Source organism: Pseudomonas tumuqii (assembly GCF_013184545.1).
In the GTDB taxonomy this organism is placed as follows: domain Bacteria; phylum Pseudomonadota; class Gammaproteobacteria; order Pseudomonadales; family Pseudomonadaceae; genus Aquipseudomonas; species Aquipseudomonas tumuqii.
Genome location: NZ_JAAOJA010000003.1, coordinates 541,365 through 559,039, shown reverse-complemented (window position 1 = coordinate 559,039; position 17,675 = coordinate 541,365). Strand labels below are relative to the sequence as shown.

Annotated in this window: 16 protein-coding genes; 3 read left to right on the top strand and 13 right to left on the bottom strand. The window is 59.9% G+C overall.

What is annotated here, in order from left to right; all coding sequences use genetic code 11:
- Positions 1-221: 221 nt before the first annotated feature.
- The 4 genes from G9C89_RS08960 to G9C89_RS08945 form a co-directional block, all read right to left on the bottom strand.
- Positions 222-959 carry an S-methyl-5'-thioinosine phosphorylase gene (locus tag G9C89_RS08960; RefSeq protein WP_172147509.1) on the bottom strand — a complete coding sequence of 246 codons (738 nt, stop codon included), beginning with the start codon at positions 957-959 and terminating at the stop codon, positions 222-224.
- Between the two features lie 10 nt (positions 960-969).
- Entirely contained in the window at positions 970-1,968 is a 999-nt protein-coding gene (gene nagZ / locus G9C89_RS08955; RefSeq protein WP_172147533.1) for a beta-N-acetylhexosaminidase, read from the bottom strand.
- A gap of 25 nt (positions 1,969-1,993) precedes the next feature.
- A complete protein-coding gene (locus G9C89_RS08950) occupies positions 1,994-2,515 on the bottom strand; it encodes a L,D-transpeptidase (RefSeq protein ID WP_172147508.1) in 522 nt (173 codons plus the stop codon).
- 100 nt (positions 2,516-2,615) lie between these two features.
- Positions 2,616-3,323, bottom strand: coding sequence for a TetR/AcrR family transcriptional regulator (locus G9C89_RS08945; protein ID WP_172147532.1), 708 nt, complete (start codon positions 3,321-3,323; stop codon positions 2,616-2,618).
- A 270-nt stretch (positions 3,324-3,593) separates the two neighbouring features.
- Between G9C89_RS08945 and lexA the strand changes: the two genes are divergently transcribed.
- Positions 3,594-4,202, top strand: a complete 609-nt coding sequence (lexA, locus tag G9C89_RS08940; protein ID WP_172147507.1) for a transcriptional repressor LexA — start codon at positions 3,594-3,596, stop codon at positions 4,200-4,202.
- A gap of 253 nt (positions 4,203-4,455) precedes the next feature.
- Positions 4,456-4,932 (top strand): SOS-induced cell division inhibitor SulA, encoded by a 477-nt coding sequence (sulA, locus tag G9C89_RS08935; RefSeq protein WP_172147506.1) that lies wholly within the window; start codon positions 4,456-4,458, stop codon positions 4,930-4,932.
- A 125-nt stretch (positions 4,933-5,057) separates the two neighbouring features.
- Here the strand turns inward: sulA and G9C89_RS08930 are convergent, their stop codons facing one another.
- From G9C89_RS08930 to G9C89_RS08900, 7 genes are all read right to left on the bottom strand, one after another.
- Positions 5,058-5,291, bottom strand: coding sequence for a hypothetical protein (locus G9C89_RS08930; RefSeq protein WP_172147505.1), 234 nt, complete (start codon positions 5,289-5,291; stop codon positions 5,058-5,060).
- Positions 5,292-5,368: 77 nt separating this feature from the next.
- The gene (locus G9C89_RS08925; protein ID WP_172147504.1) at positions 5,369-5,887 is read right to left on the bottom strand and encodes a DUF6586 family protein; all 519 of its coding nucleotides are present in this window, start codon (positions 5,885-5,887) and stop codon (positions 5,369-5,371) included.
- A 75-nt stretch (positions 5,888-5,962) separates the two neighbouring features.
- Positions 5,963-8,572, bottom strand: a complete 2,610-nt coding sequence (gene topA / locus G9C89_RS08920; RefSeq protein WP_172147503.1) for a type I DNA topoisomerase — start codon at positions 8,570-8,572, stop codon at positions 5,963-5,965.
- A gap of 258 nt (positions 8,573-8,830) precedes the next feature.
- Entirely contained in the window at positions 8,831-9,067 is a 237-nt protein-coding gene (locus G9C89_RS08915) for a DUF1653 domain-containing protein (RefSeq protein ID WP_172147502.1), read from the bottom strand.
- Between the two features lie 164 nt (positions 9,068-9,231).
- Positions 9,232-10,407: an acetyl-CoA C-acyltransferase FadA gene (fadA, locus tag G9C89_RS08910; RefSeq protein ID WP_172147501.1), complete on the bottom strand. Its 1,176-nt coding sequence runs from the start codon at positions 10,405-10,407 to the stop codon at positions 9,232-9,234.
- A gap of 29 nt (positions 10,408-10,436) precedes the next feature.
- Positions 10,437-12,584, bottom strand: a complete 2,148-nt coding sequence (fadB, locus tag G9C89_RS08905; RefSeq protein ID WP_172147500.1) for a fatty acid oxidation complex subunit alpha FadB — start codon at positions 12,582-12,584, stop codon at positions 10,437-10,439.
- Positions 12,585-13,523: 939 nt separating this feature from the next.
- Positions 13,524-13,961 carry a hypothetical protein gene (locus G9C89_RS08900; RefSeq protein WP_172147531.1) on the bottom strand — a complete coding sequence of 146 codons (438 nt, stop codon included), beginning with the start codon at positions 13,959-13,961 and terminating at the stop codon, positions 13,524-13,526.
- Between the two features lie 85 nt (positions 13,962-14,046).
- On the opposite strand from G9C89_RS08900, the gene G9C89_RS08895 reads away from it, so the two are divergent.
- Positions 14,047-14,487, top strand: a complete 441-nt coding sequence (locus G9C89_RS08895) for a universal stress protein (RefSeq protein WP_172147499.1) — start codon at positions 14,047-14,049, stop codon at positions 14,485-14,487.
- 44 nt (positions 14,488-14,531) lie between these two features.
- Here the strand turns inward: G9C89_RS08895 and G9C89_RS08890 are convergent, their stop codons facing one another.
- Complete coding sequence (locus G9C89_RS08890; protein WP_172147498.1) at positions 14,532-15,218, bottom strand: DUF6901 family protein; 687 nt, start codon at positions 15,216-15,218, stop codon at positions 14,532-14,534.
- A 245-nt stretch (positions 15,219-15,463) separates the two neighbouring features.
- Positions 15,464-17,386 carry an ATP-binding cassette domain-containing protein gene (locus G9C89_RS08885; RefSeq protein WP_172147497.1) on the bottom strand — a complete coding sequence of 641 codons (1,923 nt, stop codon included), beginning with the start codon at positions 17,384-17,386 and terminating at the stop codon, positions 15,464-15,466.
- Between the last annotated feature and the right edge of the window lie 289 nt (positions 17,387-17,675).

Here is a 17,675-nt window from a genome sequence, read left to right as displayed (position 1 = left end):
AGGCCAGCATTTTGCCTCGGGCTTCCTTCAGATTCGCAGTCACCCGCGACACCCTTGCCTCTGGCTAACACTTCCCCTTGCCGGGTATGTAGAGGACTTTCACCTCCAAGTCACCAGCGGCCACCACAGCCAAACTGGTTGCGCTTACGCGCAACGCGCCATGCCTGGCGCACCAAAAAAAGGGTCGCTACAGCGACCCTTTTAATTCACAGCCACTGTGCTCAGCCGGCCAGCACATGGGCCAAGACGGCCTTGACCCGCCCCATGCCCTCGTCCAGGGCGCGCTCGATGGCGGCCATGGTGATCAATGCATTGGACTTACCCGCCGCCGGGTTCACCACCAACGCCAGACAGGCATAAGGCAACGCCAACTCGCGTGCCAGCACCGCCTCGGGCATGCCGGTCATGCCGACGATATCGCAACCGTCTCGCTCCATCCGGGCGATCTCGGCAACCGTCTCCAGGCGCGGTCCCTGGGTGCAGCCATAGACCCCCTGAGCACTGAATGCGTAGCCCTTGGCAGACAGCGCTGCGGCCAGTTTTTCCCGCAACTCGGCATCATAGGGGTGGCTGAAATCCACATGGGTGACATGCTCCAACTCGCCCTCATAGAAGGTATGCGCACGCCCCGAGGTGTAGTCGATGATCTGGTGCGGCAGACAGAAATGCCCGGTGTCCATGGCCGCCTGGATGCCGCCAACCGCATTCACCGCAATAACCGCCTTGGCACCCGACTGTCTGAGCGCCCAGAGGTTGGCGCGATAATTTACCTGATGCGGCGGAATCCGGTGCGGGTGGCCGTGGCGAGCCAGGAACAGCACTTCACGACCCGCATACTTGCCACGCAACACCGGCGCCGAAGGGGAACCATAGGGCGTATCCAGATGCAGTGCCGCGGTAATGGTCAAGCCGTCCAGCTGGGTCAGGCCAGTGCCGCCGATTATGGCGTAGACAGTCATCAAGCTCTCCTCAATCGATTAATTGCGCGGTGCGTAATGCACCCACTGCTTCCAGCCATCGCGGGCTCTGCCGGTATTCCGTACCCGGAAAAGCCCGGCGACGCATACGCGCCAAACCTGGCGGTACAACAACCTGCAAACGCTGCAAGGCGCTCAGTGCCAACTCCGCGGCAGCGCGATCATTGCATACCAACCCCATGTCGCAACCCGCGCTCAGCGCCGCCTCGATGCGACAAGCCGCGTCGCCCACCACATGAGCACCGGCCATCGATAGATCATCGCTGAAAATCACCCCGGCGAACTGCAACTCGCCACGCAGAATTTCCTGTAACCAGCGCCGCGAAAAACCGGCAGGTCGGTCATCTACCTGCGGGTAGATCACATGCGCCGGCATCACCGCGGCCAGCTGTCGGCTCAATTGCGCGAACGGCTGCAGATCGCTGGCGCGAATCTGCTCAAGGCTGCGCTCGTCCACTGGAATCGCCACATGGGAGTCGGCCTCGGCCCAGCCATGCCCGGGAAAATGCTTACCGGTCGCAGCCATACCCGCCGCGCCCATGCCGCGGATAAATGCAGCCGCCAGCTGCGTGGCGCGTTGCGCATCCCCCTCGAAAGCCCGGCTACCCACCACGGCACTGCGCTGATGATCCAGGTCCAGCACCGGCGCAAAGCTCAGATCCAGCCCCACCGCCAATACTTCGGTGGCCATCAACCAGCCACAGCGCTCGGCCAAGACGTCGGCATTGGCGTTATCGGCAATGGCGCGCATCGCCGGCAAACGTACAAAACCCTGACGCAGACGCTGCACCCGCCCGCCCTCCTGATCGACAGCCAGAAGCAGATCAGGACGTACCGCACGAATGGCGGCCGACAACTCTCGTACCTGCCGCGGGTGCTCGACATTGCGCCCGAACAGGATCAAGCCAGCCACTTCGGGCTGACGGAGAATCTGCCGATCCTCTGCAGTCAGCCAGGTACCGGCGATATCCAGCATCAACGAGCCTTGCATGGGTGAACTCACAAATAATCCTTAACTAAAGTAACGCCGCCGCCCAGACCGGGCATGCCGCCTCGTCGATCTGCACGGCACATTGAACAGGGACGCGCGGGAACAGTGCCAGCAGATCGGCATTGCGCAGCCGCACGCAACCATGGGAGCGCGGCACGCCCATGGGCTCGGTGTCCGGCGTGCCGTGCAGATAGATATAGCGGCGGAAGGTATCGACCTTTCCCAGTCGATTGCGCCCCACCTCACAACCACTGAGCCAGATAATCCGCGTGAGGATCCAGTCGCGACCGGGGAACTGCGCAGCCAGGGCCGGCGACCAGACTTCGCCGGTCCAGCGCCGCCCCCGCAATACCGCCCCCAAGGGCAAGCCTTCGCCGATCTTCGCCCGCACTCGATGCAAGCCACGCGGGGTGCAGCCGGAGCCATTCAGCTCGCCCGGGCCATTGAGGGCGGTGGACACAGGCAGGCGCAGCAACAGCTGCCCGTCGGCAAAGCCGTACAGGCACTGATCAGCGAGGGAGATATGCAGAAAGTCGAGAGCGCGCATGGGCGACTAGCTTAGCGGATCGGACTCGCCAAGCCCACTAGGGTCTGTTGCCGTTTCGTTCGCGGCCGCGCCGAAAAGGCAACAGCCCCTGGCTGTGGCATCAAACCTTGACAGGTATGCCGGCGCTCTTGACGCGCGGCTTGAGCTGAGCAGCGGCCAGAGCCTCATCGGTCACACCGCTTTCCGAACGCATGCCAGCCGCCAGGAACGGCACCATCATGCGCATGACCTGCTCGATCGACGTATTCACCCCGAAGTCGGTCTCGGCCATGGCGCGCAACGCCTTGATTCCGGACATGCTGAAGGCCGCAGCGCCGAGCATGAAATGCACGCGCCAGAACAACTCCAGCGGCGGGATACGCGGTGCGGCCTCATGCACCAGGAGCATGTAACGGCGGAACACCTTGCCGTACACCTCTTCCAGATACTTGCGCAGGTGGCCCTGACTCTGACTGAAAGCCAAACCCAGCAGACGCATGAATATCGACAAATCATTGCCACTACGCGGCTTCACGGCCAGCGCCTGATCCACCAGCAATTCGAGCAACTCTTCAAGGCTGACTTTCATCTCCTGCTTGGCCTGACGACGATCCAGCTCGCGCTCTAGGCTGCTGCAGAAAGGACCGAGAAAACGCGAGAAGACCGCCTGGATCAGCGCTTTTTTCGAGCCAAAATGATAGTTCACCGCTGCCAGGTTGACCCCAGCTTTACTGGTGATCAGCCGCAATGAAGTTTCCGCGAAACCTTTCTCTGCGAACAATTGCTCCGCCGCATCGAGAATGCGTTCAACGGTTTCCGACTGTGCCATGACTATCCACCTGACAAACACTTGTTTGAAACATACGTTTCGACCTACCGCCTTGTCAAGTCGCGCAAACCATTTTATGGCCGGACAGTCATGTATCGGCAGCAAACAACGCCTGGCACTCGCAGGTGCACTGGTCAGTGCACCGAGTAAGTAACCTGCAATGAGAGGAAACAGCAAGCAGCGAATTTTAGCCAAGAAGACAAAGGAGGATTGCCAACCCCGAATCACTGTATATAATCACAGTAACTGGATAAAAAAACAGAGCCCGACATGCTGAAACTGACGCCACGCCAAGCTGAAATTCTCGCCTTCATCAAGCACTGCCTTGACGATAACGGCTACCCGCCAACCCGTGCGGAAATCGCTCAGGCACTTGGTTTCAAATCACCCAATGCCGCCGAGGAACACCTCAAGGCCCTGGCCCGCAAAGGGGCCATCGAAATGACCCCGGGCGCCTCACGCGGCATCCGCATCCCTGGCTACGAACCGAACAACACGGAAGAGGGTTTACCCGTGATCGGTCGCGTCGCCGCTGGCGCGCCCATTCTAGCGCAACAGAATATTGAAGACTCATGTCGGATCAACCCCGAGTTCTTCCACCCCAAGGCCGACTACCTGCTGCGCGTGCGCGGCATGAGCATGAAGGACATCGGCATACTCGACGGCGACCTGCTGGCCGTGCACACCACCCGTGAAGCACACAACGGGCAAGTGGTAGTGGCTCGCATCGATGACGAAGTGACGGTCAAGCGCTTCAAGCGTGAAGGCAACAAGGTCTGGTTGATTGCCGAAAACCCCGAGTTCGCCCCCATAGAGGTGAACCTGGAAGAACAGGAGTTGATTATCGAAGGTTTGAGTGTCGGCGTTATCCGTCGCTAGCAGGTCTCTGAAACCCGGGCCGCGCTCGACTGATCGACATGGCCGCAACGCAAGTGGCGTCAAGCAGTAGCCGAAGGCAGGTCGAACGACCGCAGCAGGCAAAAGGAGACGTGTACCTCGCTAATCGCACCCTCGCCTCGCTCCGCTCGCCCATTCGGGCTGCGCTCAAGTGAGGCCGCTTTCAACGCCCCGAGCTTTGACACCAACAGGGCAAAACGTAGGTAGTTTTCCAGCGCTGGCCAGAGGAGGTTCTATGCAGTTCCCGCAGTCACTAAGCCGTACACAGTTGCCCCTGTTCGAGGGGCTAATGGCCGCGGCAGTGACGCCGCTGCTGAAGCAGGAGGTGGAGTCACCCTGGCAGGAGAACCACCCCGAAGCCTTCAGCGAAATGTCGCTACGTGGCGCGGCGGGCCACTGCCTGAACCTGCTTGCACCAATTCTCCGCGAGTTGAGTCAGAACAACGATGCGCGCTGGCTGAGCCTGATCGCCCCACCCAGCAGCCTGACGCAAACCTGGCTACGCGAAGCCGGTCTCAACCGCGAGCGCATTCTGCTGCTCCATCCGCGAGGCAAACAAAGCGCCTTGCAGCTGGCTCAGGAAGCACTGAAGCTGGGTCGCAGTCATACGGTTGTCAGCTGGCTTCACCCTCTTGAGCAGCATGCCCGGGAGCAACTGGAGCAGGCCGCACGACAGGGCAAGGCGCAAAGCCTCAACATCAGTCTGGGGTAAAATTCGCAAGCAATGGCACAAGGACTGTGCATGAGACGACGCCATCATCCAGGTACATGAACCAGCCACAACGCCTGAATCCAGCTGCTGATCGTCATATCAACGTCAAGACAACCCATCCGCAATCAATGCAGCACGCGCGGGCCTTGTGCGCGGTCAAAATCACCTTCTGCCAATTTCCCGGCCATTTGCACGCCGACACTGAGCATAGCCTTGGCTACCTCGATGTGCTGACCCTGCAGGAATTCCTTGGCATCAGCGGAAAAATCCAGCACCACCAAGGTTTCTTCGTCTTCTGCACGACGCAGTGCAATGCGCCCATCGGGCAACTCGACGATCTCAAGGTAGGATGTAGGCATAGGGCTGGCTCTCCACGAAAGGCCGGCATTGTAACAGTCGACCAAGGCTCACCCTAGCCCGCTTATCCAAACTCGACTCACCACTCACTCAACGACTCGCGAAAGCGCTTGGCCAACCCCTTCAACTCCTGTCGCCAAGCCTCCAGCGTTTCACGCGCCAGTGGCGGGTCCTCCTGATCCAGGCTGACCGCCACGATCAAGGGCGTGCTTGGGTCGACCTTGGCCTTTTTCGCCGCCTGTGGTGGCTGAAACAGCTCAGCGTACGCCTTCAGCAGCTGAGCCAGCCAGGTTTCCGACTGCTGCGCCAACTCGATTAGCTCGGCCAACTCGGGACTCGGAGCAGCATCCAGCAATGCCTTGTCCAGCAACTGCTCGGCTCGTGCTGCATTGCTTTCAGGTAGACGGTAGTAACCGGCAATCTCGTGACACAACCCCAGCAGCGCTCCATAGAGATGGAATAACGCCGCCTCACGCTCGGCCTGTATCAGGGCCAACGAGTTGACTGCTCTCCCCTCCTGCGCGGCGCGCCAGGACTCCAGCGACAGACCGGCATAGAAGAGCTTCTGGTTGGTACGGGTATACAGCTCATGGGCCATAAAGGCGCCCTCCACTACAGACCGATCAGGCCACTATACGCGCGCCTGCTACCTGCAGACGCGCACCTTGTCCGATCAACGCTTGTCTTCGACCTTCCACTTGCCGCCGTCATAGAAGGCGCGCCAGCCGGTCGGCTTGCCTTCGACCTCCGTCTGCACGTACTGCTCTTTGGTCTTGCGGCTGAAGCGAATAACCGCCGCACGACCTTCCGGGTCTTTCTTCGGCGCATCACAGAGGAAGTGATACTTCGGATCGATCTCATCCTTGTGCGGAATCAGCTCCAGCACCAGCGGCGCACGGGTTTCGCGGTTCTTCGGAAACTGACTGGCGGCCAGGAACAAGCCCGATGCACCGTCACGCAAGATATAGGTGTCATTGACCTTCTCGCACTTGAGCTCGGGCATTTTCACCGGATCCATCTTCGGCGGAGCAGCCTCACCGCTTTTCAGCAGCTTGCGGGTGTTTTTGCACTCAGTGTTGGTGCAACCGAAAAACTTGCCGAAACGCCCGGTCTTCAGCTGCATCTGGCTGCCGCACTTGTCGCACTCCAGGCTTGGGCCTTCGTAACCCTTGATCCGATATTGGCCCTGTTCGATCTCGTAGCCCGTGCAATCCGGGTTGTTGCCGCAGATATGCAGCTTGCGCGTCTCGTCGAGCAGGTAGGCATCCATGGCGGTGCCGCACTTCTGGCAGCGATGTTTGCCCAGTAGCACCAGTGATTCCGACTCGCCCTCGTCGTCCGCGGCGATTTCATCGCCAGGGACCAGGTTGATGGTCGACTTGCAGCGTTCTTTCGGCGGCAGCGCATAGCCGGAACAACCGAGGAATACCCCGGTGGAGGCGGTACGAATCATCATCGGCCGACCGCACTCACGGCACGGGATATCGGTCGGCGTCGGCAGATTGGCTCGCATGCCACTGTCGCTGGCCTCGGCCACTTCGAGCTTCTTCTTGAAGTCGCCGTAGAACTCATCGAGCACATGCTTCCACTCGCGCTCGCCCTGGGCCACATCGTCCAGGTGTTCTTCCATGCCGGCGGTAAAACCGTAGTCCATCAGGTTGGAGAAGCTTTCGCTCAGGCGCCCGGTAACGATGTCGCCCATTTTTTCCGAGTAGAAACGCCGGTTGTGCAGTGCGACATAGCCGCGATCCTGGATGGTCGAGATGATCGCCGCATAGGTCGACGGACGACCGATACCGCGCTTCTCCATCTCCTTGACCAGGCTAGCTTCCGAATAGCGTGCCGGCGGCTTGGTAAAGTGCTGGCTCGGATCGAGCTTGATCAGCTTGAGTACGTCGCCCTGGGCCATGTCCGGCAACACATCGTCATCGCCCGGCTTGCTCATTTGCGGCAATACCCGGGTGTAACCGTCGAACTTGAGAATCCGGCCCTTGGCGCGCAACTCGAACTGCGCGGCAGTGACGGTCACGGTGGTCGACAGGTACTCGGCAGGCGGCATCTGGCACGCCACGAACTGGCGCCAGATCAGCTCATACAGGCGTTCGGCATCACGCTCCATGCCGGTTAGCTGGGTCGGCTTGAGGTTGACATCAGACGGACGAATCGCCTCGTGCGCCTCCTGGGCCCCTTCCTTGCTGCTGTAGGCCAGCGGATTGGCCGGCAGGTATTTCTTGCCGAACTCGCCTTCGATGAAATCACGCACCATGCTCACGGCATCGGCCGACAGATTGGTCGAGTCGGTACGCATGTAGGTGATGTAACCGGCTTCATATAGACGCTGGGCCATCATCATGGTCTTCTTCACCCCGAAGCCCAGACGATTGCTCGCCGCCTGCTGCAGGGTGGACGTAATGAACGGTGCCGACGGCTTGCTGCTGGTCGGTTTGTCTTCCCGCTTGGCAATGCTGTAGCTGGACGCCTCGAGCGTTGCCAGGGCTGCCATCGCCTGGGCTTCGTTCAGCGGCTTGAAGGCCGCACCGCTTTCGCGTGCCACCTCGAAACGCACATTAGCGCCCTTGGCCGTGCCGAGGTCGGCGTGCACTTCCCAATATTCTTCAGGCACGAAGGCGCGAATCTCTTTCTCGCGCTCGACCACCAACTTCACCGCCACCGACTGCACCCGGCCAGCCGACAGACCACGAGCGATCTTGGCCCACAGCAATGGCGAGACCATGTAGCCCACTACACGGTCAAGGAAGCGCCGTGCTTGCTGGGCATTGACCCGATTGATGTCCAGCTCGCCCGGCTTGGAAAAGGCCTCTTGAATGGCCTTCTTGGTGATCTCGTTGAACACCACGCGCTTGTAGCGGCTGTCGTCGCCACCGATGGATTCGCGCAGGTGCCAGGCAATGGCTTCCCCCTCGCGATCCAAGTCGGTTGCGAGATAGATGGTGTCGGCATCCTTGGCCAACCGCCGCAGTTCTTCTACAACCTTTTCCTTGCCTGGGAGGATTTCGTACTTGGCCTTCCAGCCATGTTCGGGATCGACCCCCATGCGCGCCACCAGTTGGCGCTTGGCCTTTTCCTTGGGCGACAACGCCGGCACTTCACCAGCCGCCGCCTTGCCCCGCTTGACGGGCTCTTTGGCAGCACTTGCCGAGCCGCTGGTAGGCAGGTCACGGATGTGGCCGATGCTCGACTTCACCACGTACTGGTCGCCCAGATACTTGTTGATGGTCTTGGCCTTGGCCGGGGATTCCACGATGACCAGCGATTTGCCCATGGATTGGAAAATTCCTGAAATTCGATAAATGAAAGGCGAGAGGCGCCATAAAAACTGTTGGAATATAGTGTTCAGCAATAACTGTCGAGGTGAATTCAACCGAAGAAGCGGAGTTTACTTGCTGTAAAAAAGCATTCTGCGGCCGCGTTCAACGCTGCACGATCCAGCGCATGGTTTTTCAATAGCCGGCCAGCGCGGCACCGCTATATATAGTGGGGTTAAGGTTGAGGTCAAGCGCAGCAATAGTGCGGTCTGCGTTCAGGGTCGGTCGAAAAGGCTGGTTTCGGCCTGAATCAAAGCAAAGCGCGGAACCATCTCGCCGTCCACTTCAACGCTTTCACAAAACATCTCCAGCGGGCGCACCCACAGCCCGTAATCGCCGTATAGCGCCTGATAGACCACTACTTGCTGCTCTGCCTCGGAATGCCGAGCCACGCCAAATACGCGGTACTCGGGTCCTTTGTAGTGGCGATAAAGACCGGGCTGTAATTGCATGGCTAAATTCCTTGAAGATTTTCTGCCGAGAAAAAATTTCCGGGAGAAATTTTTCACGTCGCGTAGCGACGGCCTGAAGGGTGGCCGCCATGGATGGCAGGCCAAAAACAAAAACCGGGGCACTAGGCCCCGGTTTTGCGTCTGTGAGCGCCTTCTCTGATCAACTAAAGGCGTTCGAAGACAGTGGTAATGCCCTGACCCAGGCCGATGCACATGGTCGACACACCAAAAGTGCCACCATTCTGCTTCATCACGTTCAACAGGGTACCGGAGATACGCGCACCGGAACACCCGAATGGGTGACCCAGCGCAATGGCACCGCCGTGCAGGTTGACCTTCTCTTCCATCTTGTCGAGCACTTTCAGATCCTTCAGCACCGGCAGAGCCTGGGCGGCGAAGGCTTCGTTGAGCTCGAAGAAGTCGATGTCATTGATGGTCAGGCCAGCACGTTTGAGGGCCTTCTGGGTAGCCGGTACCGGACCGTAACCCATGATCGCCGGATCGACACCAGCGACCGCCATGGCACGTACCACGGCCATCGGCTGAATGCCGAGGTCCTTGGCGCGCTGGGCGGACATGACGATCATGCAGGAAGCGCCGTCGGTGATCTGCGAGGACGTGCCCGCGGTCACGGTGCCGCCTTTCGGGTTGAACGCTGGTTTCAGCGCGGCCAGGCTTTCCAGGGTGGTCTCCGGACGTATGGTCTCGTCGAAGTCGAACATCTTCAGGAAGCCGTTCTCGTCGTAGCCTTGCATCGGGATGATTTCATCCTTGAACTTGCCTTCGACGGTGGCCTTCTGTGCCAGACGGTGCGAACGCTCACCGAAGGCATCCTGCTGCTCGCGGCTGATGCCATGCATCTTGCCGAGCATTTCCGCGGTCAGCCCCATCATGCCCGAGGCCTTGGCGGCATACAGCGACAGGTGCGGATTCGGATCGACGCCGTGCATCATGCCGACGTGGCCCATGTGCTCCACCCCGCCGATGACGAACACGTCGCCATTGCCGGTCTGGATCGCCTGCACGGCAGTGTGCAGGGCGCTCATGGAGGAACCACACAGACGGCTGACCGTCTGCGCAGCACTGGTGTGCGGGATCTGGGTCATCAGCGACGCCATGCGCGCGATGTTCCAGCCCTGCTCCAGGGTCTGGTTGACGCAACCCCAGATCACGTCTTCCACTTCGGCCGGATCGACCTTGGTGTTGCGCGTCAGCAGGCCGCTGATCAGGTTGGCCGACAGGGTCTCGGCACGGGTATTGCGATGCATGCCACCCTTGGAACGACCCATCGGGGTGCGACCGAAGTCGACGATCACTGCATCTCTAGGATTCAGGCTCATAAATTCACTCTCGCTCTAGTCTGTGCGCATTAACCGAAGAACTTCTGGCCGTTGGCGGCCATTTCGCGAAGTTTTGCGGTCGGCTGGTACAGCGCACCCAGGTCGGCATATTTGTCGGCCAGGGCCACGAATTCGGCGACACCGATGCTGTCGATGTAACGCAGCGCACCACCGCGGAACGGCGGGAAGCCGATGCCATAGATGAGGCCCATATCGGCCTCGGCGGCGGTTTCGACGATGCCGTCTTCCAGGCAACGCACGGTTTCCAGGCACAGCGGGATCATCATGAAGTTGATGATGTCTTCATCGGTCACTTCACGCTGCTCGGTGACGAGGGGCTTGAGCAACTCGTAAGCCACCGGATCAATGACCTTCTTCGGCTTGCCACGCTTGTCCATTTCGTAGGCGTAGAAACCCTTGCCATTCTTCTGGCCCAAGCGATTGGCTTCGTACATCACGTCGACTGCAGTGCGACCTTCGACCGCCATGCGATCCGGGAAGCCTTCGGCCATCACGTCACGGCCATGGTGACCGGTATCGATACCGACCACGTCGGACAGGTACGCCGGGCCCATCGGCCAGCCGAACTTCTCCATGACCTTGTCGATGCGCACGAAGTCGACACCGAAACCGAGCAGTTTGGAGAAACCGCCGAAGTACGGGAACAGCACGCGGTTGACCAGGAAGCCCGGGCAGTCGTTGACCACAACCGGAGTCTTGCCCATCTTCTTGGCGTAAGCCACGGTGGTGGCGATCGCCACCTCGCCGGACTTCTCGCCACGGATCACTTCGACCAGCGGCATCATGTGCACCGGGTTGAAGAAGTGCATGCCGCAGAAATTTTCCGGACGTTTGAGCGCCTTGGCCAGCAGGCTGATGGAGATGGTCGACGTGTTGGACGTCAGGATCGCATCACCCTTGACCAGACCTTCCACTTCGGCCAGCACGGCTTGCTTGACCTTGGGGTTCTCGACCACGGCTTCGACGACGATGTCGACGTTGCCGAAATCGCCGTAGGACAGGGTCGGGCGAATGGCGTTGAGGGCTTCTGCCATCTTCGCCGGGGTCAGGCGGCCTTTGGCCACACGGCTGCCGAGCAGCTTGGAGGCTTCGTTCAGGCCCATCTGGATACCGTCCTCACGGATATCCTTCATCAGGATCGGCGTGCCCTTGACCGCCGACTGGTAGGCGATACCGCCGCCCATGATGCCGGCGCCGAGAACGGCAGCCAGTTTCACGTCTTTGGCGATTTCGTCGTAGTGCTTGGCTTTCTTCTTCAGCTCCTGATCATTCAGGAACAAACCGATCAGGCTGGCAGCAACCGGGGTCTTGGCCAGCTTGACGAAGCCGGCGGCTTCCACTTCCAGCGCCTTGTCGCGACCGAAGTTGGCGGCTTTCTGGATGGTCTTGATCGCCTCGACCGGAGCCGGGTAGTTCGGGCCGGCCTGGCCGGCAACGAAGCCCTTGGCGGTTTCGAAGCACATCATCTGCTCGATGGCGTTGAGCTTGAGCTTTTCCAGCTTAGGCTGGCGCTTGGCCTTGTAGTCCAGTTCGCCGGAGATGGCGCGCTTGACCAGATCCAGCGCTGCGGCCTGCAACTTGTCGGCAGTCACGACCGCATCGACGGCCCCCACTTTCAGGGCATCGTCCGCACGATTTTCCTTGCCCGAGGCAATCCACTCGACCGCATTGTCGGTACCGATCAGGCGAGGCAGCCGCACGGTGCCGCCGAAGCCCGGGTAGATGCCCAGCTTGACTTCCGGCAGCCCCACTTTGGCGCTGTCGGCCATGACCCGGTAATCCGCCGCCAGGCACATCTCAAAACCACCGCCCAGGGCGATGCCATTGATTGCGGCCACGGTCGGCACGGCGAGGTCTTCAAAATCACTGAAGATCTTGTTGGCTTCGAGGTTGCCAGCCACCAGCTCTGCGTCCGGCAACTTGAAGCTGTCGACGAACTCGGTGATGTCGGCGCCGACGATAAACACGTCTTTGCCACTGGTGACGATCACGCCCTTGATCGAACCATCAGACTTGATTGCATCGACCGACTGACGCAGTTCGTTGAGGGTTTGACGGTTGAATTTGTTGACGGACTCACCCTTGAGGTCGAATTTCAATTCGACTATGCCGCTCTCAAGAGCCTTAACCGTGATGGCTTTACCTTCGTAAATCATCAACTGATCTCCACGGTATGGAAGCTGAACAGTACACATCGGAGCCAACCAGCTAGCTACCCCACGGCACAGCCGTTTCAGAGTAGCCCCTACGAGCCTGGCACACCCGCCGACGCGATAATCGGACTGGATTGGCGCTGCTTTCTTAAGCAAACGCTCAATTCATACGCCCGTTTGATTTGGGTGTGCCCACCTTCAAGGAAAAGCTGCAGATTGTCAATTGGTCGCTTGTAGCTTGATGCATCGACGACTACCCGAGCTAGGACTCCTGCTGACGGATAGCCTTGTATTGAAGCGATCAGGCAGCCATCAGCAGCGATAAACAGAAAAATCCAATATTTGGCCGACAACAGCCCCACGCAAGCGAGCCCTTCAGCAGCCTGATGAGAGCGTTTCAACCGCACTAGGGCACGCAAAAAAAGCCTCAGCGACTTTTATGTACAGCAGCATGGGAGGCCATCAGCGCAGTGAAAACCCAGGAGTTCACTGACTTGCAGCCGGTGGCTGACCTGGCAACCAGCACCGCCGATTGCTGGCCCTGCGCCAGGAGCCATATGGCACAATCGAGCTGGACGATAGACGCCGCACTGACCCAGCAAAGCCGCGAGCAAAACCTGCTGACGCAAGCAATCGCGCTCGGCTATGCTTCGCCAGGAGCAACTTCTTAGGGTGGGGGGAACCCAATCACTGGAACAGATGGTCACCGGACTGCCGGCAAACCGCAGCGCCTGGAACGGGGCCCCGCAGGACAACCGGCAAATCAGGCAGACGCCGAACAGCGTCAGCCGCAAGTGGCGCTTATTGAATAATCGCGGACATGCAGCACCGAGCCAGGGCGCACTGCGCATGGCTCATTCGACCTTTCCGGCCTGCCTGGCCGCATTTATAGCCCGGTGCCTGCATCGGGTTTTCTTTCTTGATTGCCTGACGGTCTGCCGCTCAAGCGCGTGCAAGCAAGAAGCTGGCGATCTTCTGCAGCGCGTCCAATTCTTCCCGCTCACCCCAATACAGCGCGATCACCTGCGTCGTTGCCTCGACCTTGTACACATCGACCGGCAGGCTGGCCAATTGCTCGGCCAATGACGCATCGCCGCACGGCTCACGCCATTGATTCAGCCACTGGCCCGGTGCAGCCTGCCAGTAACACCAGCAATCCTCATGCCCACGGCGCCGCGCCCGATGATATTGCGGACACTGACCCGGCGGCTCGATAGCCAGCCAGTGCGGCCACTGCTCGCGCGACAACTGCATCGCCAACCCCATGCGCCGGGCTTGCAAACGCACATCCATCCGCCCACGCTGTCGCCGCGATGGCATTAGCATGGCCAGTGGGCTGAGCACAAAAGCCAGAAGCAGCAATATGATCCATACAGGCATAAATTCATCTCGCAGGCAAAAGCCTGTCACAAGCGTTCAATGCGGCCATACTTACCACCATCGACAACCCTTAGAGGAGTCACCCATGCCCTACCAGCATATTCTGGTCGCTGTCGACCTAACCGAAGAGTGCGATCCAGTCATGCAGCGTGCACAGAAGCTGGCCTCGAGCAGCCACGCCAAATTATCCGTGGTACATATAGTCGAACCCATGGCCATGGCGTTTGGCGGGGACGTGCCCATGGACCTGTCGATGCTGCAACAGCAGCAATTCGAACAAGCCCGTGAGCGCCTGGACAGCTTTGCCGGCAAATACCCCGACCTGGGCGCCGACCAACGCCATCTGGCATACGGTCAGCCACGTCAGGAAATACACCGCTTGGCCGAGGAGCAAGGCTGCGACCTGATCATCGTCGGCAGCCATGGCCGCCATGGCCTGGCATTACTGCTCGGCTCTACCGCCAATGACGTGCTGCATGGCGCCCCCTGCGACGTGCTGGCCGTACGCCTGAAGAAACCCGAGTAAACGCGCAACTGGCGAATGAGGCGCCAAACCTCATTCGCTCCCGGTCACTCGAAATTGTCGCCCGCACTCATCACCAACGGACGAATCTTCTGCAACTGGGTTTCCAGTGAGTAGGTCATGCTCGACGACATGGAAAAGAAGGTCAAAAAGGCCTTGAGGTTCGAGTCGCCCTCGCAGGTGTCGTGAATCCGCTGCCAGAACGCCTGATTGACCAACTGCAATTGCTGAAACATGCGCACCAACCCTTTCAACTCCCAATCCGCGAGCCGCCCTTCACGGAAATTGAAATACTGGCGCGCCAAGTACAACGAAACCGCGCGCAGGATGAATTCCTGATTATTGGCGAACGGCAGATGATTCTGCGCCATCGGCTTGAGCTTGCCCAACACCGGACAGGCGCTAGTTGCCATGATCACCCCGAGCAGGGCACGCAAGCCCTCCTCCAGCCCGACCTGCTTGGTGTATTCACGCTCTGGCGTGCGCACCCAGACCATGGCCTTCTTGAAGGCCGGCAGCCCCTGAAAGTCCTCGATCACCTGGTGCAGATCGACGGCTGCCGGGCAGTGACTGAAGTCGTTCCTGCTCAGCGGACAATTGCTGCACTGCTGGTGGTCCAGGCGCGTCCAACTGGGCGCCACCTGAGCCTGGGCGGGATCATACACACGGTTCAGTTCGATCCTGTAACTGAACTCGTGATTATCGTCGAGAGTAATCCGGTACTCGATGGCCATGCATGTCTCCGCCAGACGTTTTGAGGTTGTGCTTGGGGATAATCAGCTATTGCAACAATCGGGCTCAGAGATTGTGAAAATATCGAGCGCCGTAGCGAGAGCGTCTCCTGGTGTTCGCGGCAAGGCGCGTTACGTGAAAAACGGGGGAGTTTAGTGAGCTAAATGACCCTGTTTTTCGCGTAGCGCAACGCCAGCAACGGGCGTCAGGGGGCGGTCGCAGTAGGCGAGAGTTTTTTCACAAGCTCTCAGCCTTCCAGCTCGGCCCAACGCTCCAGCAGTTTATCCAGTTCATGCTGCTGACTTTGCAAACGGGCCAACACCTCGGCAGTTTTTTCCGCGGATTGCTGGTAAAACGCCGGGGCGCCGATCTGTGCCTCCAGTGCGGCTATGTCCACCTCCAGCGCATCAATCTGCGCAGGAAGCGCCTCAAGCTCGCGCTGCACCTTGTAACTGAGCTTCTTCTTGGCCACCGGCGCATTGGCAACCGGCGCCACCTCAGGTGCCGGTGCCGCCTCGACTACGGCGGAAGCCAATTCGGCCTTGCCGGCCTTGGTTTCGCCAACCCCGAGCAACCGCGGCGAACCACCCTGACGCAGCCAGTCCTGATAACCGCCCACGTATTCACGAACCTTGCCCTCGCCTTCGAAGACCAGGGTGCTGGTCACCACGTTATCGAGGAATGCCCGGTCGTGGCTGACCATCAGCACGGTGCCCTTGAACGTCAGCAACACCTCTTCGAGCAGCTCGAGGGTTTCCACGTCGAGGTCGTTGGTCGGCTCGTCCAGCACCAGCAGGTTGGCTGGTTTGCTGAACAGCTTGGCCAGCAACAGGCGTGCACGCTCGCCACCCGACAGCGCCTTGACCGGCGTGCGGGCACGTTGCGGACTGAACAGGAAGTCGCCCAGGTAGCTCAGCACATGCCGGCTTTGCCCATCGATCTCGATGAAGTCGCGGCCTTCGGCGACGTTGTCGATCACGGTTTTTTCCAGGTCGAGCTGATGGCGTAGCTGATCGAAGTAAGCCACGTCGATGCGCGTGCCCTCCTTGACGCTGCCGCTGCTCGGTTGCAGGCCGCCGAGCATCAGTTTCAGCAAGGTGGTCTTGCCGGTGCCGTTGGCGCCGAGCAGACCGATACGATCCTCGCGCTGCAGGACCATGGAGAAATCCTTGATCAGGAACGGCCCACCCGGGTGGGCGAAACTGACGTTATCCAGCACCATCACCTGCTTACCGGATTTATCGGCGGTATCCAGCAGGATATTGGCTTTGCCGGTACGTTCACGGCGCTCGCTGCGCTCGACCCGCAAGGCCTTCAACGCCCGCACGCGCCCTTCATTACGGGTGCGCCGGGCCTTGATGCCCTGGCGAATCCAGACTTCTTCCTGGGCCAGACGCTTGTCGAACAGGGCATTGGCCACTTCTTCGGCGGCCAGGGTGGCTTCCTTGTGCACCAGGAAGCTGGCGTAGTCGCCATTCCAGTCGATCAGGCCGCCGCGATCCAGTTCGAGGATGCGCGTGGCCAGGTTTTGCAGGAAGGAGCGGTCGTGGGTAATGAACAGCACGGCACCGTTGAAGCCCAGCAGCGCCTCTTCCAGCCAGGCGATGGCACCGATGTCGAGGTGGTTGGTCGGCTCGTCGAGCAACAGCAGGTCCGGCTCGGAGACCAGCGCCTGGGCCAACAGCACCCGCCGCCGCCAGCCGCCGGACAATTCGGCCAGGGTCTTGTCGGCCGGCAACTGCAAGCGACTCAAGGTGCTATCGACCAGTTGCTGCAGACGCCAACCGTCACGGGCCTCGAGGTCATGCTGGACATGCATGAGCTTGTCCAGATCGGCATCGGTGACGATGTTCTGGCTCAGGTGGTGATACTGGGCAAGAAGTTCGCCGACCCCGTCCAGGCCCTGGGCAACCACATCGAAGACTGTCCGTCCGTCGGCTACTGGCAGCTCTTGCGGCAACTCGCCGATCTTCAACCCCGGCGCGCGCCAGACCGAGCCGTCATCGGGCTTCTGGTCGCCCTTGACCAGCTTCAACATGCTCGACTTGCCGGTACCATTGCGGCCGATGATGCACGCCCGCTCGCCACGAGCAATCTGCCAAGACACCTTGTCCAGCAGCGGCATGGCGCCGTAGGCCAGGGAAACATCGGTGAACTTAAGCAGGGTCATGGCACGCCTCGATAATACAGCGACTGATAAACAGGCAGGTAACGGCTGCAAAAGCGCAAGAAATGAACAGCCATCTACGCGCTCCAGCCCTATTCTGCAGAGGTTCATCACCGCAAAAAACTTGTTTGCCGGCGCCCGCAGGCGTCGACAAAAACTGGGCGCGCATTCTAACCGAGATGAGCACCGAGTTTGCGGGCAATTTTCATTGAGGCGCCAGTCGGCAGCGCAGCTTTCACCTGCCCCCGGCAAAAGGCTAAGCTAGGTGTATCAAGCGTCGGTCTCGCCGCCG

Bases quoted from the DNA above. Each gene is read 5' to 3' on its own strand.
- G9C89_RS08960 (WP_172147509.1), bottom strand. From the start codon at position 959: ATGACTGTCTACGCCATAATCGGCGGCACTGGCCTGACCCAGCTGGAC.
- sulA (WP_172147506.1), top strand. From the start codon at position 4,456: ATGCAGTTCCCGCAGTCACTAAGCCGTACACAGTTGCCCCTGTTCGAG.
- fadA (WP_172147501.1), bottom strand. From the start codon at position 10,407: ATGAGCCTGAATCCTAGAGATGCAGTGATCGTCGACTTCGGTCGCACC.
- lexA (WP_172147507.1), top strand. From the start codon at position 3,594: ATGCTGAAACTGACGCCACGCCAAGCTGAAATTCTCGCCTTCATCAAG.
- G9C89_RS08930 (WP_172147505.1), bottom strand. From the start codon at position 5,291: ATGCCTACATCCTACCTTGAGATCGTCGAGTTGCCCGATGGGCGCATT.
- fadB (WP_172147500.1), bottom strand. From the start codon at position 12,584: ATGATTTACGAAGGTAAAGCCATCACGGTTAAGGCTCTTGAGAGCGGC.
- G9C89_RS08900 (WP_172147531.1), bottom strand. From the start codon at position 13,961: ATGCCTGTATGGATCATATTGCTGCTTCTGGCTTTTGTGCTCAGCCCA.
- G9C89_RS08925 (WP_172147504.1), bottom strand. From the start codon at position 5,887: ATGGCCCATGAGCTGTATACCCGTACCAACCAGAAGCTCTTCTATGCC.
- G9C89_RS08885 (WP_172147497.1), bottom strand. From the start codon at position 17,386: ATGACCCTGCTTAAGTTCACCGATGTTTCCCTGGCCTACGGCGCCATG.
- G9C89_RS08945 (WP_172147532.1), bottom strand. From the start codon at position 3,323: ATGGCACAGTCGGAAACCGTTGAACGCATTCTCGATGCGGCGGAGCAA.
- G9C89_RS08950 (WP_172147508.1), bottom strand. From the start codon at position 2,515: ATGCGCGCTCTCGACTTTCTGCATATCTCCCTCGCTGATCAGTGCCTG.
- topA (WP_172147503.1), bottom strand. From the start codon at position 8,572: ATGGGCAAATCGCTGGTCATCGTGGAATCCCCGGCCAAGGCCAAGACC.
- G9C89_RS08890 (WP_172147498.1), bottom strand. From the start codon at position 15,218: ATGGCCATCGAGTACCGGATTACTCTCGACGATAATCACGAGTTCAGT.
- G9C89_RS08915 (WP_172147502.1), bottom strand. From the start codon at position 9,067: ATGCAATTACAGCCCGGTCTTTATCGCCACTACAAAGGACCCGAGTAC.
- nagZ (WP_172147533.1), bottom strand. From the start codon at position 1,968: ATGCAAGGCTCGTTGATGCTGGATATCGCCGGTACCTGGCTGACTGCA.
- G9C89_RS08895 (WP_172147499.1), top strand. From the start codon at position 14,047: ATGCCCTACCAGCATATTCTGGTCGCTGTCGACCTAACCGAAGAGTGC.